This is a genomic window from Chelatococcus reniformis, from assembly GCF_014640075.1.
Classification (GTDB): domain Bacteria; phylum Pseudomonadota; class Alphaproteobacteria; order Rhizobiales; family Beijerinckiaceae; genus Camelimonas; species Camelimonas reniformis.
In genome coordinates this window covers 228,425-253,449 of record NZ_BMGG01000011.1, presented here as the reverse complement: position 1 = coordinate 253,449, position 25,025 = coordinate 228,425, and the positions used below count along the sequence as shown (strand labels likewise).

Here is a 25,025-nt window from a genome sequence, read left to right as displayed (position 1 = left end):
GACGCGCGCTCCTACGGCTCGCCAGCCGGTTCAAATGACGGCGCCGAGGCCGGAGGGGGGAGATCGGCCCCGGCGCCCTCCGCCGCGGAGACCGGTGCGGCGGGTTCTTGTGACCCGAAGGTGATGGGGTTGGCGGGCCGCTCATCCGCGGCAGCAGCCGTCTGTTTCATCTGGTCGTGCGTTCCATCGGCGGTCAGCGTCGCGCGCTCCGCCCGGGTGATGCCGCCGAAGAAGGACTGATAGGCGGTCATGCCTTGCATCGCGGCGGCGGTGGCGCGCTCCACCAGGTCGCCAGCCGGCGCGGTGCCGTCTGGCGGCTGCATCCCGGCTGCATGACCGCGGGCCCACTCCGCCAGCGCGGCGCCGTGCTCTTCGCTGATCCGGTCGCCGTGGCGGAAGATGGCTTGGTGCGCCCCCTCCATCTTCCAGCTCTTCGGGTCGGACAGGTCGATGTAGCCCTTCCGGTCCGACTCCAGCCTGAAGCTGACCGTCACCTCGTAGGGGAATTGGTTGTTGCAGACCGGCTTGAAGTTCTTCTGTGGTTTGTCGCCATCCTCGCCCGGCTTAATCGACTCCTCGCCTCTAATAGAGAAGATGATCGGCATCGTCCGTTGCAGGAACGAATAGACCATGGCCTTGTGGGCAACCTTCGGCTCCACCCAAGACCGCATCTTGGCCTTTTCGCGCTTGCGGAAGTCATTTCCTGCCATCCGCTCCAGCTCCTGGGCCTGCCAGTCGAGCACGCCGCCAATGCCCGTCCATTCCATGCTGAAGCTGTCGATCACCAGCACGTCGTAGCCGGCTTCCTCGGCGGCCTGGGCCGCCTCAGCGAAGCGCGCTGGCCGAAACGGCGGCTGCATCAGCGCGGCGTCGAACTTGAAATCGTTGCGCAGGTGGAGCGTGCGGCCGCCCTCGGTATCGAGCACCGCGATCTTGCCGTTCGGCCCGGCAATTCCCCGCGCCAGGCGCATCGCCGAGAACGTCTTCCCAGAATTCGTCGATCCGGTCAGGGTGACGAACAGACCAACGCGATCGGCGAAGGTGCTCGCCGGCTTGAAGGAGAACGTCATCAGCATGCCTCGACGATTGGCCTGCTGGGCGCGGCGGCCCATGGCGAGCGGTTGAGGAAGGGATCATTGAGCGCCGCAGCGATGCTGCCGTCGGTCAGCTCGCGAGCCAGCCACGCCGCCTCGGCATAGGGCGGGTATTCGGCGATCACGATCGAAGCGGGGTAGCCGGGCCATTGCCCCGCCGCCATGCAGCGGTTCCAGGCGCCGATGGCGGCGGCGACCTTCTTGCGGCCGACGCCCAGGCCGACGTTGTCGAGCTCCGAGACGACCGCCATGTGCGGATCGTCATTCTCGATGAACAGCCAGCGAAAGGTCAGCCGGCCCGCCAACTCGGGCCGGAGCGTGAGCACGGCGCGCTCATAGAGAGCCGCCTGCACTTCCATGCCCATACCCGCGATGCGGCGGCCAAGGCCCTCCGGCGCTGCCGGCTGCTCGCCCGTTTTCACATCCCAGATCACAGCGTGAGTGCCGTGGTCCTCGAAGGCGTCGATAGCGATGCGGAGCCAAGCGCCGGTCAAATCCCGGCAGATCGCGACAAGCTCGGTGGTGGCGCCGGCGAAACCGGCGCAGCCGGGGATTTCTATGAGCTGGCGTTGTGCCGCAACCGCGATCGCCTCGGCCGTGTCCAGGTCGCAGCGAAGAATCGGCGCGCGACCGAGCTGGTAAGCCTCGGCCCGCTGGTCGCGCGCCGCCTGGCGTTTGTAGTCCTCGGCCTCGATGACGACGAGGTCTCGGCCGCGTCCGAGGATGAGCTTGTGGGCCGCCGTGCCGATCTCCTTCGGCCGCGTCGGATCGCCGTCGGCGACTGCGCTCGGATTGAGGCGGGGGTGCATCTCCCAGGCGTGCCGCGGCGAGCGGTCAATCAGCACCTTGGCGACCGAGCTCGAGAGGCTAGGCTCCGGCGCCGGGTCAGCGTGATAGACGCCGGCCGGCATGTCGTACCAGCCGGGCTCCCGGACGCGTCCGGGCTCGGTGAGCGCAATCGGCGCGATCTTCGACACGACGCGTGCAGCAGCGGCGCCGATAGGTTCGAACGTCATGGCCGCTTCTCCTTCGCGGTCCGGCGCCGCGCCGCCATGTCGAGGGCGAGCGCGATGACCAGGACGATGCCGACGGCCAGCGCGGCCAGCAGCGCGTAGATGCGGGCGGCCTCGTAGGCGACGCTCTGCGCCGCCTGGGCCGGTCCGACGAGAAGCATGCCGAGAGCGAACAGGACGACGCCGACGACGGCCGCCATGACGATGCCGAACAGGCTGCCTTCGCTGGCCTTGGTGGCGCGGGCGATGGCGGCGGCCTCGGTGATCTCGCGCCGGCTGGGGTAATAGCCGTGGTGCCAGAGCACCCGCTGGACGTCGGAGATATCGTCGAGGTCGGCATCGAAGGCGACGAGCTTCTCGGCCATCACCTGGGGTGTGGCGCCGACGGCGAACCGCGGCACGCGGGGGAGGTCACGCGGGTGCATGCTGGCGCTCCAGGGCTTGAGTGATCTGGGCTTCGGCATCGGCAAGGCTGTCGTCGGTCGGCGGCAGCCCGCAGGCCTTGTCCGCACGCCAGTGCTGGATCCACGCTCGTTGCTGGATCAGCCCAGCGCGTAGAGCTTCGACGACGGAGGCGGGTAGGGCGTCAGCCATCGGCGCGGGCGTCGGGCCAACCGGAAGTTCGTCGTCGCCGAGCTCGACGCCGTTCATCGCGAAGCGCTTCTGCGCCATCACGCGACCCTCGCCAGCTCGGCGAACGTCGAGCGGTCGCGCGGGATCGCCGCGACGGCCATCCGACCGTCGCCGTCGATCGGGACGAAGGTTTTCAGCCCGACCGGTCCGACCAGCACGAGGCCCCGAAGCTCGAGATGCTCGCCGTCGTGAGCCGGCACAACGAAGCTGCGGACGGCGAAGCCCAGAGACCGAGCCAGCCGCCGGAACGCCTTCTGCCTGAGCCGCTTGCTCGGCGCCGCGTTCTCGATGCCGCCGAACGCGGCTAGCCAAGCGTCGCCCTGCCGCTCCTTCGCCGCCTCGCCCAGGTAATAGGCGGCGTCAGCGCAGAGGGTGCTGAGCAGGACGTCCTGCCCGGCGCGCCCGCCGCGCTTCCACAGGTAGCGGGCGCGACCGGCGAACTTCTCGGCCCTGCGCACGCACTCCTGGTAGCGGTTGCGCCTCCGGACATTGGTGGTGAGGGGTAGCGGCATGGCTGCCTCCAGTGATCGACTGAAGGAATAGCTACGCCTTGTAGCGATTTATGTCAACACATGGTGTAGCGATTTTCGTTGACACGACATTTGCGAGTCGCCACAAAAGCGAAGCGCCTCGCGCGGCAAGGGAGCCCTGCATAAGCGACCTTAAGGGAGCGCTTATGTGTTCGGTTGGTGCTAGTTCTGGACCGTAGACATAACCACTACGGTAGGAGCCCTACGATCCGCGCGAGGCCGGGCGCAAAGGGCGCCGGCTACTTTCAGGCGCTGCGCTTCAATCGCACGGGTGCCTTGCGGCGATGAACCTCGGATGCGCGAACGACGGCAGAGACAGCGCTGACCCAGCTCAATCGCATGGCGCGCATAGGAGGAGCGTTATGGCTCTCGAGGTCATACCTTCCCGGCTCCGGTGTGCGTAGAACGCGCTTCAGGTAACGGTTTCCGTCGGACGTCATGACGGCGGCTTCCCAGCCGACCATCGCTTCCGGATCGATGCTGTGGCGGTAGCAGATGATCACGTCTCCGGCGTCGTAGCGCGGCCACATGCTTTCGCCCACGACCTCAAACGCGATGGCATCGCGCGGGACCGCGAACGGTGTCTTGATCACGTAGAGGGGATCGATCAGCTGTTCGTCGGACGTCTCGATCGATCCGCCGGCGCCGATCTTGCCGACCACCGGGACCTCTTCCGGCAAATCGTCGGCCAGCTGCTCGATCGTCGTGCCGAACAAGATTTGACGTGCGATCTGCCGCCCACGGGGTGGGCTGAATGCACGGCCGTACCGTTCGGCATCGTCCTGGCCGATAGTGCGGGTGCCCTTCTCGTGCGCGCGGTAGGTGCTCTCCGGCCAGCCGTGCTTCAACGCGGCTTCGCGGGCGGATCGATAGCCAGCAGCGCGGCGCTCATCGGCTAACCGCTTTCCCTGCTCGGCCCTGCGCTTGTCGTCGGCATCCATGCTACGCATTGTAGCGACGATATCGCTACATGCCGTGTTGACGGCAATCGCTACTTGTTGTAGCGATTTGCTATGAACTCGTTTGCCGAAGTGATCGATGCGCTTGGCGGCCCGGTGAAGTTCGGGGCTGCGGTAGGCGTGCCCGACAGTCATGCGCGCACGATGAAGGCGCGCAACTCCATCCCCGCCGAGTATTGGCCCACGGTTGTTTCGGAGGCTGAGAAGCTCGGCGTCGAGGCGATCACGTACGAATCCTTGGCGGTCATGTTTGCGCGGTCGCGCGGCAAGCTTCCCTCGCCGGAGGCCGCCTGATGCTGCCGGTCCTCCTCGCCGTCCTGCGCGAGCCCGAGCTGCGCGCGCTTGTCTGCGCGTTCGGCGCTCTCCTGATCACCAGCTTCCTATTCGCCGGCGGGCGCCGGCTGCTGCGCGGCCCCACGGCTTAGGTCGCGTCGAGAACATGCCGCCGAATGGTGCGGTGCGTCATCTCAAATCGAAAAGGGAACAGGGAATGAACGTCGAGGACCGTGGGCGCACCTTGCCCTTCTCGCAGTTCAAGGCCGCCTGGCGCGAGCTGCTGAACGCCCTTGGAGGCGGGACCGCCGTCGATCGCGCTGGCATCACCCGCGTCGGGCCGGCGCTGCTGTCGCGCTACGGCCTGGTTCATGAGACGGCTTACCCTCCGGCAGACGTCCTCTACGAGGTCGAGGCCGCGACGGTGGCCGCCGGCGGTGCGCCGGCTTTCCTTCACGCCTATGCCGACGCGCTCGGCTATGTCGCCATCCCTAAGGAGGCGATCGACCAGCCGTTGCAGACGCTGCACGACGGAGCCGCGCCCGTCATGCGCGATGTCGGCGAGCTTCTGTTCAAGATGGGCGTTGCCATGCGCGACGGCGCCGTCTCGGCGGTCGAGGCCGAGGACATGATCCCGGAGGCGCGCGATGCCTGCATGGAGACCCACAAGGTCCTCGAGGGCCTGAAGGCACGGGCGCGCAAGGGACGGCGCGCATGAGCATCTCCGCTGCCGCCGGCTGGACCAAGGAACGCGTGGCGCTGGCTGTCGACCTCCGCAGCCAGGGCAAGACCTTCGACGACATCGCCGCGACCCTGGGCGTCACCAAGGGTGCCGTCGCCGGAAAGCTGGACCGCGTTCTCAACGGCCGCGTCAGCCGGACGAAGGCGCGACCGAGGCCGAGCAAGCCGGTGGCACCCGCCGCCGCGGTGCCGGCCAGGGTTGTCGACGATGTCGAGCCCATCGATCTCGCAGCATGGCGTCCGGCCAAGCGCGCCGAGCCGACGTTCGGGCCGCGCACCATAACCGAGCTGGAGCCGTGCCACTGCCGGTGGCCGCTCGACCGACCCAGCGGGCAGCCGCTGCGGTTCTGCGGCAAGCGCGTGCTGCATCCCAGGACGCGTTTCACCCCGTTCTATTGCGCGGAGCACGTCAGCCGCGCCTACACGCCGGCCGGTCTGCGGCAGGCGCAGCCAGGAGCAGCAGCATGATCCCCAACACTGAGGCTAAGCGCTTCGTCACCGATATCGAGCGCTTGCAAACTGAAATGCGCTCCAAACAGGCCGAGCACATGGCCTGGAACAAGAAGCAGAGGGAGCTGATCAACGGCTATTACGATAGAGCCAAGGACAGCGGGATCCCCAAGAAAGAGTTGAAGACGGTCGTTGCTATCCGTGAGCTGGAGCGGAAGGCGAAGAAGAAGCGCGACGACCTTGAGCCGGAGCAGCAAGACACTGTCGACATGATCCGCAGCGCCATCGGCGATTTGGCCGACCTTCCGCTGGGGCAGGCGGCCGTAGATCGCGCGGAGAAGCGCAACGCGGATGGCGCCGCCCTGGATGATCTGACCGAAGGCGGCGACGAAGACGACGAAGAGGATGGCGAGGACGTCCGGCCACGCTTCTTGCGCGGCGACGCGGAAGCGACCGAGCACTGACCCTATGACCGCGCCCGTCGTGCTCGCTCTCGACCTGGCAACTGCGTCCGGGTGGGCCATTGGCCCGGTCGGTAGCCGCCCACGTTGCGGCTCGCTTCCTCTAGGCGAGAGGGGCGCGCCAAGACGCGAGAGAGCGGCCGAGCTGACGAAGTGGCTGGCGGCTATGCTGAAACTCGAAGCGCCACGTCTCATCGTGATCGAGCAGCCGTTGCAGCCTGCCGTCTTGGTCAAGATCGGCGGCAGTCTCGACACCGCCCTCTTGCTCTACGGCCTGGCTGTGGTGGCGGAGTCCGTGGCGCACCTGCGCGGCGTCCGCGATGTGCGCATGGCCGACGTGCAGGACGTGCGTCAGCACTTCACCGGCCATCGCACTTTCAAGGCTACGGTCCACCCGCTGACCGGGAAGAAGATCACGGCCCGGGCGAACGGAAAGTCGGCCGTCATCAACATGTGCCGCATGCGCGGCTGGGACGTCGCAGACGACGACCAGGCCGATGCCATGGCGACCTGGTCCTACGGCTGCGCGCTCATCGACCGTCGCGCTGCCGCCGCTGCCACACCGCTATTTGCGAGGTCCGCCTGATGCTCTCGCCCGACCGCACGCTCGCCGACCTGCGCGAGGAGAACGAGGAGCTGCGCGAGCAGGTGCGCCAGCTCCAGGAGATGCTGGCCCCGCGGCTGCCGATCCCGATCGAGTGGCGGCTGACCGTATCGGAGCGCCGCTTCGTCGAGGCACTCTACCGGCGCGACGTCTGCGCCAGGGATCTTCTCTTCGGCGTGGTCTGCGGCGCGGTCGAGACCACCGGGCAGGTGATCGACGTCCACGCCTGCCGCATTCGCAAAAAGGTCAGGCCGTTCGGTATCGATAAGGCGATCGTCAACGTCCGTGGCATCGGCTTCGCCATGGGCGCTGATCTGCGCCGGGCGATCGAGGCGGCCAGCGGGGTGGCGGCATGACCACCTACCAGCACATCCTCGGCATCGGCTTCGCTGCCCTCTTCCTGGTGCTGGCGTTCGGCGGTGTCGCGCTCCTGCTCGGCGATCGGAGGCGCCCCGAATGAACGCCCCGCTCGACTATCGTTCGTTCCTGGACGCGAAGAAGAAGGTCGCGCCGGCCCTCGGCTTCGAGGTTGATCCCGCGACGATCAATCCGCTGCTCAAACCTATGACGCGCGCAATCGTGCCGTGGGCATGCCGTGGCGGCCGGCGCGCGCTCTTCCTGCGCTTCGGGCTCCATAAGACCAGCACGCAGCTCGAGGTGATCCGCCAATGCCTCATCCACGAGGGCGGCCACGGCCTCATCGTGGTGCCGCTCGGCGTCAAGCACGAGTTCTTCCTCGAGGTGGAGGCGCGGCACCCCAACATCCGGCTGAAGTTCATCCGCCGGGCTGGAGAACTGGAGCCGCCGAACGAACCAGGCGTCCAGGACGTGGTCATCCACCTGACCAACTACGAGACTATCCGCGACGGGAAGCTCGATCCTCTGCTGTTCGCGGCCGCGAGCCTGGATGAGGCCGCTACCCTGCGCGGATTCGGCGGCACGAAGACCTTTCGCGAGTTCATGGCGACCTTCGCCGGCGACGACCGGCTCAATGGCGTGAGACATGCCGGTGTCCGGTACCGGTTCGTCGCGACCGCCGTCCCCGATCCGAACGAGTACATCGAACTGCTCGCGTATTCGGCGTTCCTCGGCGTCGGCGACGTGGGGGAGGGCAAGACCAGGTTCTTCAAACGCAACAGCGAGAAGGCCGACCAGCTCACCCTTCATCCTCACAAGGAGGAGGAGTTCTGGCTGTGGGTGTCGACGTGGGCGCTGTTCGTGCAGAAACCGTCGGATCTCGGCTTCAGCGACGACGGCTACGACCTGCCCCCGCTCGACATCCGTTGGCACGAGATCCCGTCGGACCACGGCCAAGCCGGCGAGGAGAAGGATGGTCAGCTTCGCCTGCTCGCCAATTCGTCGCACGGCGTGGTCGAGGCCTCTCGGGAGAAGCGCAACTCTCTCGCCGGCCGCATCGCCAAGATGATGGAGATCCGCGCCGAGGAGCCCGGCGCCCATCGTATCGTCTGGCACGACCTTGAGACCGAGCGGCAGGCCATCGAGCGCGCCATCCCCACGGCGCGCTCGGTCTGGGGCTCACAGGATCTCGATGAGCGCGAGCGCCGCGTCGTCGGCTTCGCCCGCGGCGAATTCCAGGAGCTCGCGACCAAGCCGATTCTGAATGGATCGGGCTGCAACTTTCAGAAGTATTGCAGCCGCAACATCTATCTCGGCATTGGCTTCAAGTTCCACGACTTCATTCAATCGGTGTTCCGGACACAGCGATTTGGCCAGACCGGCCATGTGCGTCTTGACCTGATCTACACCGAGGCCGAGCGCGAGACCCGCCGCAGCCTCGAGCGCCGGTGGCGGCAGTTCGACGAGCAGGCCGCGCGCATGTCCGAAATCATCAAGCAATATGGCCTCGCCGAGCAGGCGCTGGCCTCAGCAATGGGCCGTGGCATGGGCGTTGAGCGAAAAGAGGCCTCGGGCGACGGATATCGGATCGTCCACAATGATGCGGTGATCGAGACGCGCTCCATGGAGAGCAACAGCGTCGACCTGATCGTGACGAGCATCCCGTTCTCGACGCAATACGAGTACAGCCCCAACTTCTGCGACTTCGGCCACACCGATAGCGACGCTCACTTTTGGCAGCAGATGGACTTTCTGACGCCGGAGCTCCTGCGCGTCCTGAAGCCCGGCCGAGCGGCGATCATCCACGTCAAGGACAGGATCGTGCCCGGCGGCATCACCGGTCTGTCGTTCCAGACCGTTAGCCCGTTCTCCGATGATTGCGTCGCGCACTTTCGCAAGCACGGCTTCGCCTTCCTGGCGCGAGTGACCATCGGCACGGACGTGGTGCGAGAGAACGCCGGCAGCTACCGGTTGGGCTGGACCGAGCAATGCAAGGACGGCACGAAGCACGGCCGCGGCCTACCTGAATACGTGCTCGAGTTCCGCAAGCCACCGTCCGACAATGCAAACGGCTATGCCGACGTGCCGGTGGTCAAAGGGAAGCCGTCGTGCTTCGCGGACCACCGGGAGCAGCCCGATAAGACTCTGCCGGTCGGCGATGGCGTCCGCGTCGTGCCGTTCGCCAGGAATCTGCGGACCGTCCCCGGCCCAGGCTACAGCCGCGCTCGCTGGCAGATCGATGCCAACGGCGTGTGGCGGTCCTCCGGCGACCGGCCGCTGCTGCCCGACGAGTTGCGCGCGCTGGTCAAGATGGACCAGAAGGCGATCTTCCGCGGCTGGAAGAAGTTCAATCTCGCCCACGTCTACGATCACTCGGTGCATGTCGAGTTCGCCGAGGTTGTCGACGCCGAAGGCAAGCTGCCGCCCGAATTCGCCCTGACGCCGGTGCACACCGACCACCCGGCGATCCGGACCGACGTGTCGCGCATGCGCACGCTAAACATGCTGCAGGCCCAAAGAGGGCAGGAGCAGCACCTTTGCCCGCTCCAGTTCGACATCGTCGACCGGGCCATTGAAGACTTCAGCATGCCCGGGGAGACGGTCTTCGACCCGTTCTGCGGGATTGCTACCGTTCCCTACTGCGCGCTGAAGATGGGCCGCCGGGCGATCGGCGTGGAGCTCAACGCGGACTACTGGCGCGATGGCGTCGCCTATGCCGAGGCCGCCGCGCAGCGGGGCGACGCTCCGACGCTCTTCGATTTCCTCGCGGTGGCTGCCGATCCACCCCGGGCGTTGGAGGCCGCAGAGTGAGCAGCCTCGCCCGCCCACGCTTCAGCCCTCACGAGCTCGCCATCGCCATCGATGACGTCTGGCGCCACTGCCAATTCCGCGACGGCCGGATCGGCGACGCCATGGTGACGATCGATAGCAAAGAGGCAAAGAAGCTGAAGGCGGCGGCCGATCTGATCGACCGGCTCGACCCTTTCCAGTCCGAGTTCAAGGACTGGCTGGCCAAGATGGAGCGGGGGCGCCGCTAGATGCCTGCGATCCGAGTCTGGACACCTGAGCGCAGCGGACTGGTCGCCTACCTCGCCGGCAAGGGCATGACCGCGCCGCAGATTGCGGCGGACCTGCGCGTCCAGGCGACGGAGGCTGCCGTCCGCAAGCACCTCTCCGACCTCCGCATCAGCACGCGCGGCGCCTGCGGCAATTCCATCCTGGTGCGCGCCCTGACGCCGGCTGTGACCGAGGGGCTGCACCGCGCGGCCCGCCGGCTCGACCTTTCCGGCCCCGAGGAGCTGCTCTTCCTGATCTGCCAGGCGATCGGCGAGGAGCCGAATCCCGAGACCCTCGTCCGCAATATCGTCGACGACCTGCTGCAGGCGAGGTGAGCCCCATGGCTGCCTTCAGCCCCGACCAGATCGACGAGCTGAAGCAGCGGGCCAGCATCTCGCAGGTCTTCGAGCGCGCCGGTTTCCGGCTCCGCGGCGCCGGCAACGTCCGCTGGTGCCTCTCGCCCTTCAACGCCGAGAAGACGCCCAGCTGCAAAGTCGACGAGGGCAGGGGCAGCTTCTACTGCTTCAGCAGCGGCCAGAGCGGCGACGTCGTCGACGCCATCATGCATTTCCGCGGCGTCCGATTCCGTGAGGCCGTCGAGCAGCTGGGCGGCGTGCAGCCGGTCAGCGACGATGAGCGGGCCGTCTATGCCCAGCGCTGCCGGGAGCAGCGCGAGCGGGAGGCGGCCGAGGCTGCGAAGACCAGGTCCGCCGTCGAGCGCATGTTCGCCGCCGCCGCGCCGATCGCCGGCACCCACGCCGAGGCCTATTTCCGCGCCCGCGGGCTGGAGTGCATCGATCGCATGTCGGCCGACCTGCGCTTCGCGCCGCGGCTTCGCTACCAGGGATTCCGGGATGAGGACGACCCCGACGGCACAGACCTCGGCGAGTTCCCGGCCGTGCTGGCGGCCATTCGCGACGTCGACCGCGCCGTCATCGGCATCCACCGCACTTACCTCGATCCGGAACGCCCGGCGAAGCTGCGGCCGCCCGGCGACCAGACCAGGAACAAGGCAAAGAAGGTGTTCGGCAAGGCGGGCGGCGGGCTGATCTGGCTTTCGCCGATGGCGGAGAAGCTGGCGATGGGCGAGGGGATCGAGACCTCCCAATCTGCCTACGAGCTCGGCCTCGTCGATGAGAGCTGGGCGATCGCCTCGGCGGTCAGCCTGGGCAACCTCGCCGGCGGCAGCACGGGCACCGTGCCTCACCCGACGCGCAAGCGGCCCGACGGAAAGCCGTACCTGATCCCGAACGGCGAGCCGGACCACGACCGGCCGGGCGTCATCCTGCCCGACCAGGTCGAGGAGGTGAGGCTGCTGGGCGATGGCGACAGCGAGCAGGTGATGACGCGCGCGCGCCTGGTGGTGGCCGGCCGTCGGTTCCGTGAGCTCGAGCGCCGCGTGTTCGTGTCCATGGCGCCCGTCGACACCGATTGGAACGACCAATTGCAGATCGTCCGGAGGAGCTGATGTCCGACTTCCCGGCCGCGGCGACAGGGTGTGGCGGCGAGATTAGCGCCCGACGGAAGGGATCATTTATTCGCGTGAGCGGTTCCGACCTGCAGGATGATGCTTTCGATATTTCTCATTATCGCTGTTCTTCTGAGGTCTCGAATGTTGTCAGCTTCGGCAATATCGGGGGCAAAGCGTTCGAAGGAGCGAAGTATGTTTTCCTTGATTCCTTCAAGCCTCAGTTGCTCGAACTCGCCATCCCATGCCTTGGCATAACTGCGGTTGCTAGCAATGCTATCGAGTTGAAGTTCGATTTTTTTCGCCAACGCGATATATTTGCGAGCCAAATTCAGTCTGGACTTATCTTGCATTGGGCCCCATGGGCTTTTGTCCACCAGCGCTTCAATATTCATACACGCCCCAACCATGGTGCCGCACGTCTGAGAAAATCTAGCGTAGACACCTATCACGTTGGATTGATCAACAGATACCTGCTCGTCTTCAGCCAAGTGCCTGAGCTTTTCGATGCATTGACGGAGGCTACTAAAGCTCCGACCCTCATCCGCGATGAGATCGAGCTCGTTGCGCAGTTCGGGCAATGCGGAGGCGGCAATTTGCTGGCGGCTCAAAGCCAGCTGCTGCCGCCCAGGCTCGGCGCTGCGCTCGGCGGCCATGAGCGCATAGCGACCACCGATGAACGCGGCCAGGAGCGCCAAGCCACCGCCAATCGCGGCCTGATAGCGGTTGAGCCAAAACTCCAAACAGCCGAACACCGGCGCCTTGTCGCCCGCCGCATCCTGCATCTTCTTCATCGCACAGATTGGCGCAGTGATGTCGTTCATGATGGCCAGGGCGACCGCGACGCCAACGGTTACAGCGAGAAATGCCGCGGCAAGTCCCTGGTCGTTCCTGCTCATCTTGTCCCCCGACTCGATTACGAAGGCTTGCACGCCGGAGCTGTGCAATGAACGCGCACACGCGAGTTATCCAGGCATTTGAGGATTTCGAGGCCGAGACGCTGCGCATGATGCAGCCGCCGTTCCGGTCGACCTTCGGTGCCCGGACTTGGTCGGACGCCTTCAAGGAGGCGCAGCCCTACCAGTGGCTGGTGAAGGGGATCATCCCGAAGCGCGAGGCCATCCTCGTCTACGGCGCACCCCAGACTGGGAAGTCCTATGGCGTGCAGACGCTCTCGCTCTGCATCGCGCGCGGCATCCCGTTCCATGGGCACAAGGTGGCCCAGGCCGGCGTCGTCTACTGCGCCTTCGAGGGCGGCAAGGGGTTCATGGCGCGCCAGCGCGCCTATGCGCTTCACCACCAGCTCGGCGCGGATGAGCCGATCGACATGGTCGTGCTGACCCGCCGGGCCGACCTGTTCACCACCGACGAGGACACCGAGCTCCTGATCAAGGAGATCGAGCACTGGGCGTCGACCTTCTGCCATCCGCTGGGCCTCGTCGTGCTCGACACCTTCTCGGCCGCCACGCCCGGTGCAAATGAGAACGCCGGCGAGGACGTCTCACGCGTCAAGGGCCGGGTGATGCGCATCATCGAGCGCTGCGGCTGCGCCGTCGTCGTCGTGCACCACAAGCCGGCCGGCGGCGGGCGGCCGCGCGGGCACGGCTCGCTCACCGGCGACTTCGAGACGACGATCGACATCGACTGGCTGACGCGCGGCGAGGGCCGCGAGGTGGTGCAGGTTCGCGACGACAACGGCCGGCCAATCCGCTTCGCCAAGGTCACGAAGCAGCGCGAGGGCGAGCAGGGCCTGACCTGGCGCTTCGTCCTACGGCAGGTCGTCCTGGGGCAGGACCATGACGGCGACAACATCACCTCGTGCGTGACCGAGCCGCCGGCAGAAACCGAGGCGACTTCGACCAAGGACCAGCTGTCGGGCGCCAAGGGCCCGCGGCGGACCGTCGATGGCCGATGGTATCTCCGGCCCAACCTTGAGATGGCAATGCGTGCCTTGCAGGAGGCGATCACCCGCTATGGCCGCGTCCCTGACGGCGACGATGTCCGCGCGCCCGACGGCGCCAAGTGCGTGACGGTCACCGAATGGCGCGACGAGTGGATGCGCCTGGCCAAGACCGAGGACGATCCAGAGACGCTGAAAGAGCGGGTGAAAAAGGCGCGCGACCGGGCCGTCGAGAAGCTCATGCCGGCCGAGTTCATCGGCAAGGATGAGGAGTGGGTGTGGCGCACCTGGAAGCGAATCTTCAACGTCGACCAGGCCGAGCAAGTCAGGTCGCCGCCACCGGACGACGAGCAGAGGGACAACCTACCCGATGATCTCCCGTTCTGATGTCCCTGCTCATCGCGTGAGCGTCCCTGGCCTGGGCTACATTCTGTCCCTCACGCTCGTGCTGCGTCCCCTGTCCTTGTCCCTGTCCTCGGTGCGCTCGGCATGATGAATGACGACCCTCTCTACGCCTGGCACCCACTCGACGGCGTACCGCCTCCCGACGACTACATCCCCCCGGTTTGGACGCCCGAGCACGTCGGCCGCCGTCTCGTCGAGGGCTTCGAGACCCTGCGCATGATGCCCCTGACCGGCATCAAGCTCGGCTACGGCACGCCCTGGCCGACCTATGTCCACGATTGGGCCGACCTGCTGGCCCAGGCCGAGGATCAGCAGGCCGCCCAGGATCGCGAGCGCGAACGAAACCGCGTGAAGATGCAGGCCACCTCGCAGCAGGTCGCCGCCATGGAGGCCGCGCTCGACTGGATGCTGATCCTGGGGCGTCGACGGCCCGACCTGTTGCCGCACGTCCGCCGCTGGGTCGAAGCCCAGGTTGCCGAGCGGCCGCACGGGGAGGAGGCCGACGTCATTCTGGCCGGGCTTCAGATCATCGTCGACGATCTCAATGCCTTGCGGAGGCCGGTTTTCTGATGGGGCAGAACATCGACCCGCTGTTCGGCGGGCACCTGCGGTCGCTGGTCCAGCGATACCTGAGGGCCTTCGACCTGATCGCGGTGTTCGTCACCGAGATGTCGTCGGCTGGCTCTGTTCGGATCGACATCGTGCGAGACCCGGCGCGACGGCTCGCCGACCTGCGCAACGGCAATCAGCAGGCGGTCGAGGTCGGCCCGGTCTATTGGATGGCGGCCGCAAAGACCGAAGCTGTCGCATCGCGCCTTGGCCGGCCTCTGTCAGCCTGGTTCCGCGCATCCCCGGACGAGGCCAATGCGGCGATCACAGCCGCGGCCAAGGCCGCTCGCTCGCCTCTCACGGCCCACAACATAGTCGCCGATCGCGTCTGCGCAGCGCTCCGCCGCGTCGACGAGTTGATTGCCGAGCGCCAGCGTTCGGGTGCGCTCGCCGAGGTGAATCGCGCCTACCGATCGCAGCGCGTCGATGCCAAGATCCTCGGTGGCAGGGCAAAAACTTACGCCGAATTTCTGAGCAGTGTGAAACTTCAGGCGGTTGACGAACTCGCTGCAAGGGTATTGCGCGCCAACGCGAAACGGCCCACAGGCGATAGCGCTGAAGCGTAACGATTAAATCTTAGGCAGTTGACGTAACCACTACGCGGAGCGCATACACGCGCACAGATCAGCCAACATTGTGTCCGTAGCAGAGAGCAGGGCCGTCAGGCCCCTGTGATCGCCGCTAATCGGTAAGCGTCGAGGCCTATATAGACCTCCGCTTACAAGGCTCGACGGTTCAAGGTTATCTCGACCTACAGGGCAGGGACACAGGGACAGCGGAGGGACAAGACGTGCTTGTCCCCCCTGCTTAGCAGAGATTATTCGTCGCTGGGCTTGCTGGCTGCTTCAAGGGCAGCCATCGGAAAGACGCTCTCGCTGACTTTCTGCTCGCCTTTGGCCTCCGCGAACCAATTACACCTCACGTCACTTTCACCACCTCCAAATGATTTGATCACTTGGACGATCGTCATGGTCGGCCCCCCGGATCTCAGCCTCACCAAATCGCCGGTCTGGAACTTCTGGGACATGTGCCCCTCCTTCGTCGAATCAACGCAGGGATTGTAGACGCGTCGGAGCACACCCGCGGTGACCTGCGCTTAGGTTTGTGGGGATAGACCCGTTTTCCACAGGCGGACCGGTGCGATTGGCGTGAGGCGGAGCATGAATGCGCACCGCCCGACGTCCCCGGCCTTTGAGGCAGCGAGGACCGTAGCCGCCGTCATCCTCGCAGCTGGCCTGTACGTCGTGCTGCTGCCCGTGGCTGCGATAGAGGCGCTGCGACGGCGAAGTGGGGATCGATGATCGACATCAAGTTCGACCTGCGCGACTTTGAGCGCGCGTCACGGCAGATCGGTGGCGCTGCTGATCAGGTGCCGTTCGCTCTCGCAGGGGCGCTGAACACCGCTTTGTTCAACACCAGGAAGAAGCTCGTCACCGAGACCTGGCCTAAGAGCGTGACGGTGCGCAACCGGTCGTTCCTCTCCGCCGCGCTGCGGGTGGAGACGGCGACGAAGGGCAAGCTCGAGGGCGCGATCTTCGACAGCATGGGCCGCGCTCACCTCGGCCTCCATGCCAGGGGCGGCACCAAGCGTCCGGCGCGCGGCATGCTCGCCATCCCGACCGCCCGCGTCCGCCGCACCGCTCGCGGCGTCGCCGCCAACCAGAAGCCCAGCATGCTCAAGCGCTCGGTGCGCAAGGGAAACTTGATCTTCCAGGAGACCGGACGCGGCAAGGCCAAGCGTCTCGAGCTCATGTACAAGCTCGCGCCGATGGCTCGCATCAAGAAGGACGTCCCCTTCGTCGAGGACTTCAGGCGTTCGATGCTCGCCGAGGTGCGAGTGGCCTTCCCGGCGGCGATGGCGAAGGCCATGCGCACGCGGCGGTGACCGGGATCTCAGCCCGATATTCGCTTGACCTTTAACGATGCGGCGAAGCAAGCGGCGAACTAGTTCGCCGATGGCGCCATCTACAGAAGGAACATCGCCATCAGCGCCAGGATCACGACGATGTGGATGACGCTCCACTTGGAAAACGTGATGAAGCGTCGATAGGTTTTCTCGTGCTCCGGGTAGTCCATGCCTCCGGACTTTTCAGCGGCGACCTGTGCTTCTGCCATTCCAACGCCTCCTTTTGCTGGCGTCTTAACGTGTCGACCTCAGGTCCGTTCCCTGAGGCGGAGCGCGATCGGTATTCACACAGGAACCTCCCCTTGCGCCGGCGGTTGGTCTGCGACCTCAAGCAAGGAGATCTCCCTTGAAGCAGTTTGTCATTCCCTTCGCCGCCGCCCTCGTCATCGGCGGCTCGACCATCGCGTTCGCCCAGTCGCCAGGTAGCTCCGGCACCATGGGTGGCAGCGCCAACTCGCCCACCTCCAATCCGCCTGGAATGTCCAACCAGCAGCAGGGCATCGGCTCGAGCGTGCGCTCCGACTCCTCGACAGGCGGTCCCAACAGCGCGTCCGACCCGGCCAAGACAGACGCCACTGGCAGCATCAAGGGCGGACCCAACCGCAATACCGGCGGCAACCCCGGCGGAGATGGTAGCGGCAGCGGCAAGTAGGCGCGTCACCACGGGGTGCACCGGAGCTTCGAGAGGGGTTCCGGACCCTCGTCCGGCGGTCAAGGGGACCCTGTTTCACGGCGACACCCCGATAGAAACCCCGGGTCCTTCCACCCCCGCCCCCGGCCACGGGTAACGCGCGACTGCGATGTGTTTCTAGCGCCAGAACTTTGCAGGGCCGCTGCCAAAACCGCCGAGCGGCTGTTTCACAACCTGGGATGCGATGGACTGGAACGCCGCATTGGGGCTGGTGCCGAGAACCCCGACCGCGGAGCCTTCGCCGCTGGGCTCGCTCGTGCATCGGCCGACACTCTACTCGCGCAACGGCGTGACGTGGGCTTCGGTGCGATGCTGGGCGTCGCAGGCGAAGGCGGCCGACATCGCCGCGCTCCGGGCGCAAAAGGCGCTTCCGTTGTCGCCCGTGCTCGCGCCGGCAGCTGACGAAATAGCGGGGCTGGCCGAACGTCTGATCGGCAAGGCCGCGTCGGTAACGACGGTGCCGTGTGGCCACTCCCGTCGGCCGGACTGCTTCGGCAAACAGCTCGCGGTGGCGGTGGCCGACCGCCTGGCCGTCCCGTTCCAGCAGTACTTCGAGGACCGGTTCGTTCGCGGGGCGTCTCATCCGAAAGAGTTTCGCAAGCTTGCCCCTATAAGTTGGATTGACGTTCCATCACATCCTGGCATTGTGCTGCTGGTGGATGATGTCGCCACCTCAGGCTGGCACATGGAAGAGGCGCTGACCGCTCTCAGGGGCAAGGGCTGCGCCGCGGTAGGGATCGCATGGATATCGGGCACGGTAACGGTGTCGAACGGGTCGCGGTCGTCGGCTCACGGGAGCGACTGGACCGCCACGCTGTAGAGGCCGCCATTGCCGCTCTGCCGGCGGGCACCATTGTCGTCTCCGGCGGCTGCCGGGGCGTGGACAGCTGGGCGGCGGACGCGGCACGGGCCCGCGGGTTGCCGGTGACCGAACTGCTGCCGGATCTGGGCGGCGTTCGATCCCGGGGGGAAGCCTCGCGGCGCTACCACGAACGAAACCAGCAGGTCGTCGACGCCGCGGATCGCGTCATCGCGTTCGTGGCGCCCAGCCGAAAGGGCGGCACCGAAGACACAATTCGTCGGGCGCAGCGGGCAGGGAAGCCGGTCCAGATCGCATGACCGCCGTTGCCGCGGTGCAGCTGGCCGCGTTGTTCGATTGCTCCGAGCGCACGATCCGAGATCTCGCGCAGCGTGGTGTACTGGCGAAGGTCGGGCGCGATCGCTATGACGCGCCGGCGTCGGTCACGGCATATATCCGACACCTACGTGAGCAACCTAGCGCGCGCGGCTCGGGCAGTGGCGACCTCAATCCGGAGCAGGAGCGCGCTCGTAAAGACCGCGCGCTCGCCGACAAGACAGAACTCCAGAATGCCGTCACACGAGGCGAGCTAGTCTCTGCGGAGGATGCGGAGGCCGCTTGGGTCGAAATGATCAGCATCGCCCGGAGCCGCCTGCTCGCAATGCCGACGAAGCTTGGGCCGGCGCTTGCGACGATGACCACGGCGACCGAGGTGCAGAGTGCGATCGAAGCCGAAGTCACGGCGGCCCTCGAAGATCTCGCCGGCACGCTCGTCGAAGGTTCTGAGGATCCACGCGCCGGTGGCGCTGATAGCTCGGGTTAGGCGGGCCTTCGAGAGGTGGAAGCCGCCGCCGCGGCTGACCGTGTCGGAATGGGCGGACCGGGAGCGCAGACTCAGCGCCGAGGCATCTGCGGCGCCTGGCCGGTGGGTGACTGCGGCGGCCGAATACCAGCGCGGGATCATGGACGCGCTGTCGGATCCGACAGTCAAGTCGATCGTGGTGCCGAAGGCGGCGCAGGTCGGCTGGACCGAGATCCTGAACAACATCGTGGGTTTCCACATTGCACAGGACCCGGCGCCGTTGCTGGTAATCCAGCCGACACTGGAGATGGGCGAGGCCTGGTCGAAAGACCGCCTGGCGCCCATGCTGCGCGACACGCCTATGCTGGCCGGCAAGGTGAGGGATCCAAGGGCGCGCGACAGCGGAAACACGCTGCTGCATAAGCTCTTTCCAGGCGGGCATCTCTCGGTCGTGGGCGCCAACTCGCCGGCTTCGCTGGCTTCGCGGCCGATCCGCGTCGTGCTCGCCGATGAGGTGGACAGGTATCCGGTCTCTGCCGGCAGTGAAGGCGATCCGCTCAAGCTCGCCGCGAAGCGCCAGACCACCTTCTGGAACCGCAAAACGCTACTCGGCTCGACGCCGACGCTGAAAACGACATCGGTGGTTTGGCGGGAATGGGAGCGATCGGACCAGAGGCGGTTCATGGTCCCGTGTCCTCACTGCAAGACGCTGCAGCACCTGAAGTGGTCGCAGGTGCGATGGAACAAGACCAAGGACGAGGCCGGCGACACCGTTGCGCACCATCCCGAGTCGGCGATCTATTCATGTGAGGCCTGCTCAAGGCCGTGGACTGACGTCGAGCGCTGGGCAGCGCTGCGGAAAGGACACTGGCAGGCGACGGCGCAATTCAGCGGCATCGCCGGTTTCCACGTTCCGGGCTTCCTGTCCCCCTGGCTCACGCTCGAGCAGATCGTCAGCGAGTTCCTTGAAGCGGCCGAGCGCCCGGAACTGCTCCAGGTCTGGGTGAACACGGTGCTCGGCGAGCCGTGGGAGGAGAAGGGCGACGGTGCCAACGCCGCCGACCTGATCAACCGCGGCGAAGTCTACGACGGCGACAGCTTGCCCGACGCGATCGTGGCGCTCACCGCCGGCATCGACGTCCAGGGCGACCGCCTCGAAGTGCAGGTCCTGGGCTGGGGGCGGCAGGAAGAGTGCTGGGCTTGCCTCTACGAGGTTTTGCCCGGCGATCCCGCGCAGCCGCAGGTCTGGAAGGACCTTGATGCCCTGTTGCTCTCGCCGATGCGGACCGACGCCGGACGGCTGCTGCGCGTCAGGTCGGCGTGCATCGACACCGGCGGTCATCATGGTGCGCAGGTCCTTTCGTTCTGCCGGTCGCGACGGAATCGGAGGGTCTTTCCGACGAAGGGCATGGCCGGCCCGAAGCCGATCTGGCCCAAGCGCGCCAGCCGAACGAAGACGAACGACACGGTGTTCTTGCTCGGCGTGGATACGGCAAAGGATGCACTGTACGGACGCCTCAAGATCGCCAAGCCGGGGCCCGGCTACATCCACTTTCCCGCCGATGACGCCTTCAACCGAGCGTATTTCGACCAGCTGACCGCCGAGCAAGTCATGACCCGGTACCGCGAGGGCCGGCCCTACCGGGTGTGGGTGCTGCCCAAGGGGAAGCGCAACGAGGCGCTCGACACGGCGGTACTGGCTCTCGCCGCCCTCCGCTCGCTGCCGATCAGGCTGGACCGAATTTCGCCCCATGTAGACGCCGAAGCGGGTGCGTCCCCAACCGCGACGGCTGAAACCCCAGCGGCATTCGATCCACCGATCGCCGTCCAGGCTGAGGCGGTCAGGGCCGCCCCACGCGCACGTCAGCAGAACTTCTTGGGGCGCCGCCGGGGGTGGCTGTCACCACGATAGGAGATTGCGATGGCTGAGAAGAAGCAGAACGGCGCCGCGGCGCTGGCAAAGAAGGGCGACGGCGTGCTGACGCGGGTCGGCTCGGTCTGGACCCATCCGGGCTGCGCGATCGACCCCAGCGGGACGAACCTGCGGCTGCCGAGCGAGTATGTCAGCGACGCCGAGGTGAGGGAGATGCTGCAGGCCGGCGACCTCGTCGGCGTGACCCAGACCGTTGGCGGCGAGCTGCTGTCGGTGCGCCTGAAGGGTGATGCCGGGACTGTCGTGCTCACCACCGCTCAGGCAGGCACTGCCGAGGCCGGCACCGAACTGCCGTCGAATTCGCGGCCGACGCACGATGCCGGCGCGCCGGTGGCAGTTTCGTCCGCCGATGTGGTCGGCCAGGTGGAGCGCAGCTTCACGGCCGCGATAGGCGCCACGCCGTCGGCGCCGGCACAAGACGCTCCGAGCAAGCCGAAGCCGGCGGCCTGACGTGCCCACACCGCAGCAGATCCAGGTTCGCCTCGAGGCGATCGAGCTCGCCATCGCGTCGGGCACGACGCGGGTGAGCTACAACGGCAAGAGCGTCGAGTACGCGAGCCTGGCCGAGCTGCGGTCAATCCGCGATGCCTTGAAGCGTGAGCTGGGTCTGCCGGTGCGGGCCCGACGCACGGTCGCCGGCTATAGTTCGGGTCTCTGATGCCGCAGGCCAATTGGCTCGACCGGGCCATCAGTTACGTCTCGCCGCGATCGGCAGAGCGCCGGACAGAAGCTCGCACGCGCATGCAGCGCGCTGCGCTGACGCGGAACGTCTACGAGGCGGCCAGCGTCGGCCGGCGGACACAGGGCTGGCGCGCGGTCGGTACCGATGCCAACGTCGAGACGCGCACCGCCGGCGGCCGCCTCCGCGACGTCGCGCGCGACATGGTGCGCAACAACGCCCACGCGGCTTCAGCCAAGCTGGTCATCACGAACAACGCCGTCGGCGCCGGCCTCCTGCCGCGAGTGATGGCGGATCGGGCAGGGCGGGCCGCGCAGATCAAGGCGCTGCTGACGCGCCACTTCGACACGACCGACATCGATGCGGATGGCCGGCTGAACCTCTACGGCCTGCAAGCGCTCGCGCTCGGCACGATCGTCGAGGCTGGCGAGGTCCTGATCCGCAAGCGCATTCGCCGCCCGTCCGACGGCTTCGCGCTGCCCTTCCAGATCCAGGTGCTCGAGCCCGACTATCTCGACACGACCATCGACGGGCCGCAGCCGAACGGCAACTACGCCATCCAGGGCATCGAGTTCAACGCGATCGGTCGGCGCGTCGCCTACTACCTGTTCGACCAGCATCCCGGCTCGCTGATGCTCGGCCGCCGCATGGCCACGCGCGGCCAGCGCGTCTCGGCGGACTTCGTGGCGCACGTCTACCGGGTCGATCGCCCCGGGCAGGTGAGGGGCGTCAGCTGGTTCGCTCCCGTCATCCTGCGGATGCGAGACTTCGCCGACTACACCGACGCGCAGCTGATCCGGCAGAAGATCGCCGCCTGCTTCGCGGCCTTCATCACCACCGACGAGGACGGGGACTTCGGCGTCCCTAACGCGGACGGAACCATCCAGCCCCCGGACCCGCAAGGCAACTACCCGGTCGAGAGCTTCGAGCCGGGCATGGTGGAGCGGCTCCGCTCGGGGGAGAGCGTCTCCTTCGCGACGCCGCCGACCACACAGGACTTCGGACCCTATGCGTCGGCGACGTTGCACGAGGTGGCCGCGGGCCTGGGCATCCCCTTCGAGACGCTCACCGGCAATCTGGGCGAGGTCAGCTTCATCAGCGGCCGGCTGGGCCGGATCAACTTTCGCTCCAACGTCGACGCCTGGCGGTGGAACATGCTCGTCCCGCAGATGCTGGACCCGCTCGCTGCGTGGACGCTCGAAGCGGCCGCCGTAGCCACCGGCTCGACGGAGCCCTTCCGGCTCGGCTGGACACCGCCGCGCTGGGAGATGCTCAACCCGGCGGAGGAGATCGCCGCGGCCAAGGATGCCATCCGCTCCGGCCTCAGCTGGCTCAGCGAGGAGCAGCGCGTCGCCGGCTACGATCCCGAAGACGTTCGCGCCGGCATCCTCGAGGACTTGGCCTGGCTCGACGCCAACGAGGTCACGCTCGACGTCGATCCGCGGCGCGTCACCAACCGCGGCGTCGCGCAGAAGAACGCCGACCCGAATGCGCCGGATCCGGCCGACAGCAGTAGATAGGGGCATCCCATGACGACAAAGCCCGGGGCCGCCGCGCAGACGCGCAGCGAGCGCTCTGACACGCGCTCGCTCGTGCTCAACGGTGAGCTGCTGATCTACGGCGTGATCGACCCGTACCTGTGGGACGAGTTCGACACCTCGGTTCGCGCCATCGATGTGATGGCATCGCTCGCCGAGCTCTCGGCTGATGAGACCATCAACGTCCGGATCAACTCGCCCGGCGGCTCGGTCATCGAGGGACTGGCGATCTACAACGCGCTGAAGGCATGGGGAAAACCGATCCGAGTGCAGGTCGACGCCATGGCCGCGTCCATCGCCTCGATCATCGCCATGGCCGGCGACGAGATCGTCATGGCCGAGAACGCCACCATGATGATCCACGACCCGTGGGCGGTGGCGGTCGGCAATGCCGACGACCTCAGGGCGATGGCGGACGAGATCGATCGCCAGAAGGCGATCCTGATCAACATCTACGCGGCGAAGAGCGGCCTCAGCGCTGAAGAGATCAGCGCCATGATGGCGTCCGAGACCTACATGTCCGCCGGCGAGGCGGTGGCGCGCGGCTTCGCGACGTCCGTCGCCGAGGCCATGCGCACGGCCGCATGTGCCCGACTCTCCAACGATCAACTGGCGCGCCTCTTGGTCGCGCCGATCAAGCTTCGGGCCGAGCGCCCGAGTCCCGCGGCGCCCGCCGCACAACCCCAGGAGACCATCATGGTCGATCCCGTACCGGGCGGCGGAACTCCGGCTGCTGCTCCCCCTGCCGCTCCGCCGGTGACCGTTCCGTCTGCTCCGCCGGTCGACACTGCGGCCGTCCGCGCCGAGGCCGTTCGCCTCGAGCGCGAGCGCACCACCGGCATCCTGGCGCAGGCGCGCTCGGCCCGGATCTCGGCCGACGATCCCTTTGTCGTGGCACTGCTCAACGGCGATCGGCAGCTCATCGATGCCCGCGCCGACATCATGGAGGAATGGGCACGCCGGCAGGAGACCCGCGACGACAACCCGCCGGGTGATCCGCGTCCGTCCGGCATCGTTGTGAATGCGGATAGCGTCGACCGCTGGGTGCAGGGCGCCCAGCGCGGCCTCATGATCCGCGCCGGCCTGGTGAAGTCGGAGGATGCCGACCGAGGCAACGAGTTCGTCGGCCTGACGCTGGCGGAGATGGCGCGTTCGGCGCTGACCATGCGCGGCGTGCGCAACGGTCACCGCGATCGCATGTCGATGGTGGGCCTCGCCTTCACCACCATGAATGCCGGGCCCGGCTACCACTCGTCGAGCGACTTCGGCAACGTCATCCAGAACGTGGCCTATCGCGCCATGATGCGCGGCTACGAGGAGGTCGACGAGAGCTTCCCGCTCTGGACCGGAACCGGCACCGCCTCGGACTTCCGGCCGATCGCCCGCGTCGACTTGGGGCTCTTTCCCAACCTCGACAAGGTCGAGGAGGGGGCGGAGTACACCTACGGCACGATCGCGGACACCGGCACGACCGTGCAGATCGCGAGCTATGGCAAGATGTTCGCCATCACGCGCCAGGCGATCATCAACGACGATCTCGGCTTCTTCGACCGCGTGCCGAGGCGAATGGGCCGCGCGGCCAAGCGCACGATCGGCAACCTCGTGTATGCCATCCTCAACGGCAATCCGACGATGCAGGACGGCGTCGCTCTGTTCCACGCCAATCACGGCAATCTCGCCGGCGCGGGCGCCGCAATTTCGGTTGCGTCCGTCGGCGCGGTGGAGGCGGCCATGGGGGTGCAGAAGGACGAGGCCGGCATCGGCACCTCCGCCGGCGTCGTGCCGAAATACATGCTGGTGCCGATCACCTTGAAGATGGCCGCCAACACCATCATGACCGCGGCCAACACGCCCGGCGACGGTGCTCAGATTGCCAACCCCGTACGCGGGCTGGCGACGGTCGTGGCGGATTCTCGACTGTCGGGCACCGCCTGGTACATGGCGGCGGATCCGGCCCAGACCGACACCATCGAGGTGACCTATCTCGACGGTGTGCAGGAGCCGTTCATGGACCAGCGCGAGGGCTGGAGCGTCGACGGCACCGAGTTCAAGGTTCGCATGGACGCTGGCGTCAAGGCGCTCCACTGGCGCGGCCTGTACAAGCAGCCCGGCGCCTAAGCGCT

At 66.7% G+C, this 25,025-nt stretch carries 33 protein-coding genes; 24 read left to right on the top strand and 9 right to left on the bottom strand.

Translation table 11 applies throughout. The features are described 5' to 3' along the window. Nucleotides 1-11 precede the first annotated feature (11 nt). From IEW34_RS27470 to IEW34_RS27445, 6 genes are all read right to left on the bottom strand, one after another. Nucleotides 12-1,070: an AAA family ATPase gene (locus tag IEW34_RS27470; protein WP_188612426.1), complete on the bottom strand. Its 1,059-nt coding sequence runs from the start codon at nt 1,068-1,070 to the stop codon at nt 12-14. Next, the gene (locus IEW34_RS27465; protein ID WP_188612425.1) at nt 1,070-2,110 is read right to left on the bottom strand and encodes a PD-(D/E)XK nuclease family protein; all 1,041 of its coding nucleotides are present in this window, start codon (nt 2,108-2,110) and stop codon (nt 1,070-1,072) included. The genes IEW34_RS27470 and IEW34_RS27465 overlap by 1 nt, the downstream gene beginning before the upstream one ends. Beyond that, nucleotides 2,107-2,532, bottom strand: a complete 426-nt coding sequence (locus tag IEW34_RS27460) for a hypothetical protein (RefSeq protein WP_188612424.1) — start codon at nt 2,530-2,532, stop codon at nt 2,107-2,109. The genes IEW34_RS27465 and IEW34_RS27460 overlap by 4 nt, the downstream gene beginning before the upstream one ends. Next, nucleotides 2,519-2,779: a hypothetical protein gene (locus IEW34_RS27455; RefSeq protein ID WP_188612423.1), complete on the bottom strand. Its 261-nt coding sequence runs from the start codon at nt 2,777-2,779 to the stop codon at nt 2,519-2,521. Before IEW34_RS27455 ends, IEW34_RS27460 begins: the two co-directional genes overlap by 14 nt. After that, entirely contained in the window at nt 2,779-3,252 is a 474-nt protein-coding gene (locus tag IEW34_RS27450) for a hypothetical protein (RefSeq protein ID WP_188612422.1), read from the bottom strand. Before IEW34_RS27450 ends, IEW34_RS27455 begins: the two co-directional genes overlap by 1 nt. A gap of 263 nt (nt 3,253-3,515) precedes the next feature. After that, a complete protein-coding gene (locus tag IEW34_RS27445) occupies nt 3,516-4,211 on the bottom strand; it encodes a LexA family transcriptional regulator (protein WP_188612421.1) in 696 nt (231 codons plus the stop codon). 72 nt (nt 4,212-4,283) lie between these two features. On the opposite strand from IEW34_RS27445, the gene IEW34_RS27440 reads away from it, so the two are divergent. From IEW34_RS27440 to IEW34_RS27395, 11 genes are all read left to right on the top strand, one after another. Beyond that, entirely contained in the window at nt 4,284-4,523 is a 240-nt protein-coding gene (locus IEW34_RS27440) for a hypothetical protein (protein WP_188612420.1), read from the top strand. Next, on the top strand, nt 4,523-4,654 hold the full coding sequence (locus tag IEW34_RS30980; RefSeq protein ID WP_280516338.1) for a hypothetical protein: 132 nt from the start codon (nt 4,523-4,525) through the stop codon (nt 4,652-4,654). The genes IEW34_RS27440 and IEW34_RS30980 overlap by 1 nt, the downstream gene beginning before the upstream one ends. A gap of 65 nt (nt 4,655-4,719) precedes the next feature. Then, the gene (locus IEW34_RS27435) at nt 4,720-5,220 is read left to right on the top strand and encodes a phage regulatory CII family protein (RefSeq protein ID WP_188612419.1); all 501 of its coding nucleotides are present in this window, start codon (nt 4,720-4,722) and stop codon (nt 5,218-5,220) included. Next, complete coding sequence (locus IEW34_RS27430; protein WP_188612418.1) at nt 5,217-5,711, top strand: GcrA family cell cycle regulator; 495 nt, start codon at nt 5,217-5,219, stop codon at nt 5,709-5,711. Before IEW34_RS27435 ends, IEW34_RS27430 begins: the two co-directional genes overlap by 4 nt. Further along, nucleotides 5,708-6,157, top strand: coding sequence for a hypothetical protein (locus IEW34_RS27425; RefSeq protein ID WP_188612417.1), 450 nt, complete (start codon nt 5,708-5,710; stop codon nt 6,155-6,157). The genes IEW34_RS27430 and IEW34_RS27425 overlap by 4 nt, the downstream gene beginning before the upstream one ends. A gap of 4 nt (nt 6,158-6,161) precedes the next feature. Continuing rightward, entirely contained in the window at nt 6,162-6,740 is a 579-nt protein-coding gene (locus IEW34_RS27420; RefSeq protein ID WP_194446531.1) for a hypothetical protein, read from the top strand. Beyond that, nucleotides 6,740-7,114, top strand: a complete 375-nt coding sequence (locus IEW34_RS27415) for a winged helix-turn-helix domain-containing protein (protein ID WP_188612415.1) — start codon at nt 6,740-6,742, stop codon at nt 7,112-7,114. Before IEW34_RS27420 ends, IEW34_RS27415 begins: the two co-directional genes overlap by 1 nt. 100 nt (nt 7,115-7,214) lie before the next feature. Continuing rightward, nucleotides 7,215-9,926 (top strand): DNA methyltransferase, encoded by a 2,712-nt coding sequence (locus IEW34_RS27410; protein ID WP_188612414.1) that lies wholly within the window; start codon nt 7,215-7,217, stop codon nt 9,924-9,926. Then, complete coding sequence (locus IEW34_RS27405; protein ID WP_188612413.1) at nt 9,923-10,153, top strand: hypothetical protein; 231 nt, start codon at nt 9,923-9,925, stop codon at nt 10,151-10,153. The genes IEW34_RS27410 and IEW34_RS27405 overlap by 4 nt, the downstream gene beginning before the upstream one ends. Beyond that, nucleotides 10,154-10,507, top strand: a complete 354-nt coding sequence (locus IEW34_RS27400; RefSeq protein WP_188612412.1) for a hypothetical protein — start codon at nt 10,154-10,156, stop codon at nt 10,505-10,507. 5 nt (nt 10,508-10,512) lie between these two features. Next, nucleotides 10,513-11,640, top strand: a complete 1,128-nt coding sequence (locus IEW34_RS27395) for a DUF7146 domain-containing protein (protein ID WP_188612411.1) — start codon at nt 10,513-10,515, stop codon at nt 11,638-11,640. A 62-nt stretch (nt 11,641-11,702) separates the two neighbouring features. On the opposite strand, the gene IEW34_RS27390 is transcribed toward IEW34_RS27395, so the two are convergent. Beyond that, nucleotides 11,703-12,539: a hypothetical protein gene (locus IEW34_RS27390; RefSeq protein ID WP_188612410.1), complete on the bottom strand. Its 837-nt coding sequence runs from the start codon at nt 12,537-12,539 to the stop codon at nt 11,703-11,705. A 47-nt stretch (nt 12,540-12,586) separates the two neighbouring features. Between IEW34_RS27390 and IEW34_RS27385 the strand changes: the two genes are divergently transcribed. The 3 genes from IEW34_RS27385 (at nt 12,587) to IEW34_RS27375 (ending at nt 15,120) form a co-directional block, all read left to right on the top strand. Beyond that, on the top strand, nt 12,587-13,927 hold the full coding sequence (locus tag IEW34_RS27385; protein ID WP_188612409.1) for an AAA family ATPase: 1,341 nt from the start codon (nt 12,587-12,589) through the stop codon (nt 13,925-13,927). 102 nt (nt 13,928-14,029) lie between these two features. Next, nucleotides 14,030-14,515, top strand: coding sequence for a hypothetical protein (locus IEW34_RS27380; RefSeq protein ID WP_188612408.1), 486 nt, complete (start codon nt 14,030-14,032; stop codon nt 14,513-14,515). Further along, a complete protein-coding gene (locus tag IEW34_RS27375) occupies nt 14,515-15,120 on the top strand; it encodes a hypothetical protein (RefSeq protein ID WP_188612407.1) in 606 nt (201 codons plus the stop codon). Before IEW34_RS27380 ends, IEW34_RS27375 begins: the two co-directional genes overlap by 1 nt. Nucleotides 15,121-15,371: 251 nt before the next feature. Here IEW34_RS27375 and IEW34_RS27370 read toward each other — a convergent pair whose 3' ends face one another. Continuing rightward, nucleotides 15,372-15,581 carry a DUF2158 domain-containing protein gene (locus tag IEW34_RS27370; RefSeq protein WP_188612406.1) on the bottom strand — a complete coding sequence of 70 codons (210 nt, stop codon included), beginning with the start codon at nt 15,579-15,581 and terminating at the stop codon, nt 15,372-15,374. A gap of 270 nt (nt 15,582-15,851) precedes the next feature. Here IEW34_RS27370 and IEW34_RS27365 point away from each other — a divergent pair, with 270 nt between their 5' ends. Further along, nucleotides 15,852-16,439 carry a hypothetical protein gene (locus tag IEW34_RS27365; RefSeq protein ID WP_188612405.1) on the top strand — a complete coding sequence of 196 codons (588 nt, stop codon included), beginning with the start codon at nt 15,852-15,854 and terminating at the stop codon, nt 16,437-16,439. An 80-nt stretch (nt 16,440-16,519) separates the two neighbouring features. Here the strand turns inward: IEW34_RS27365 and IEW34_RS27360 are convergent, their stop codons facing one another. Next, nucleotides 16,520-16,669 carry an aa3-type cytochrome c oxidase subunit IV gene (locus IEW34_RS27360; RefSeq protein ID WP_188612404.1) on the bottom strand — a complete coding sequence of 50 codons (150 nt, stop codon included), beginning with the start codon at nt 16,667-16,669 and terminating at the stop codon, nt 16,520-16,522. A gap of 137 nt (nt 16,670-16,806) precedes the next feature. On the opposite strand from IEW34_RS27360, the gene IEW34_RS27355 reads away from it, so the two are divergent. From IEW34_RS27355 to IEW34_RS27315, 9 genes are all read left to right on the top strand, one after another. Next, entirely contained in the window at nt 16,807-17,112 is a 306-nt protein-coding gene (locus tag IEW34_RS27355; RefSeq protein ID WP_188612403.1) for a hypothetical protein, read from the top strand. Nucleotides 17,113-17,335: 223 nt separating this feature from the next. Beyond that, nucleotides 17,336-17,971: a type I phosphoribosyltransferase gene (locus IEW34_RS27350; protein ID WP_188612402.1), complete on the top strand. Its 636-nt coding sequence runs from the start codon at nt 17,336-17,338 to the stop codon at nt 17,969-17,971. Beyond that, nucleotides 17,893-18,270, top strand: a complete 378-nt coding sequence (locus tag IEW34_RS27345) for an SLOG family protein (protein WP_188612401.1) — start codon at nt 17,893-17,895, stop codon at nt 18,268-18,270. The genes IEW34_RS27350 and IEW34_RS27345 overlap by 79 nt, the downstream gene beginning before the upstream one ends. Further along, nucleotides 18,267-18,773, top strand: a complete 507-nt coding sequence (locus tag IEW34_RS27340; protein ID WP_188612400.1) for a hypothetical protein — start codon at nt 18,267-18,269, stop codon at nt 18,771-18,773. Before IEW34_RS27345 ends, IEW34_RS27340 begins: the two co-directional genes overlap by 4 nt. Next, nucleotides 18,670-20,664 carry a phage terminase large subunit family protein gene (locus IEW34_RS27335; protein ID WP_308424400.1) on the top strand — a complete coding sequence of 665 codons (1,995 nt, stop codon included), beginning with the start codon at nt 18,670-18,672 and terminating at the stop codon, nt 20,662-20,664. Before IEW34_RS27340 ends, IEW34_RS27335 begins: the two co-directional genes overlap by 104 nt. Before the next feature lie 9 nt (nt 20,665-20,673). Next, nucleotides 20,674-21,135 (top strand): hypothetical protein, encoded by a 462-nt coding sequence (locus IEW34_RS27330; RefSeq protein ID WP_188612398.1) that lies wholly within the window; start codon nt 20,674-20,676, stop codon nt 21,133-21,135. A 1-nt stretch (nt 21,136) separates the two neighbouring features. Then, entirely contained in the window at nt 21,137-21,343 is a 207-nt protein-coding gene (locus IEW34_RS27325) for a phage head-tail joining protein (RefSeq protein WP_210324603.1), read from the top strand. 83 nt (nt 21,344-21,426) lie between these two features. Then, nucleotides 21,427-22,884, top strand: coding sequence for a phage portal protein (locus IEW34_RS27320; RefSeq protein ID WP_188612397.1), 1,458 nt, complete (start codon nt 21,427-21,429; stop codon nt 22,882-22,884). A 9-nt stretch (nt 22,885-22,893) separates the two neighbouring features. Next, nucleotides 22,894-25,020 carry a ClpP-like prohead protease/major capsid protein fusion protein gene (locus IEW34_RS27315; RefSeq protein ID WP_188612396.1) on the top strand — a complete coding sequence of 709 codons (2,127 nt, stop codon included), beginning with the start codon at nt 22,894-22,896 and terminating at the stop codon, nt 25,018-25,020. Nucleotides 25,021-25,025: the final 5 nt, after the last annotated feature.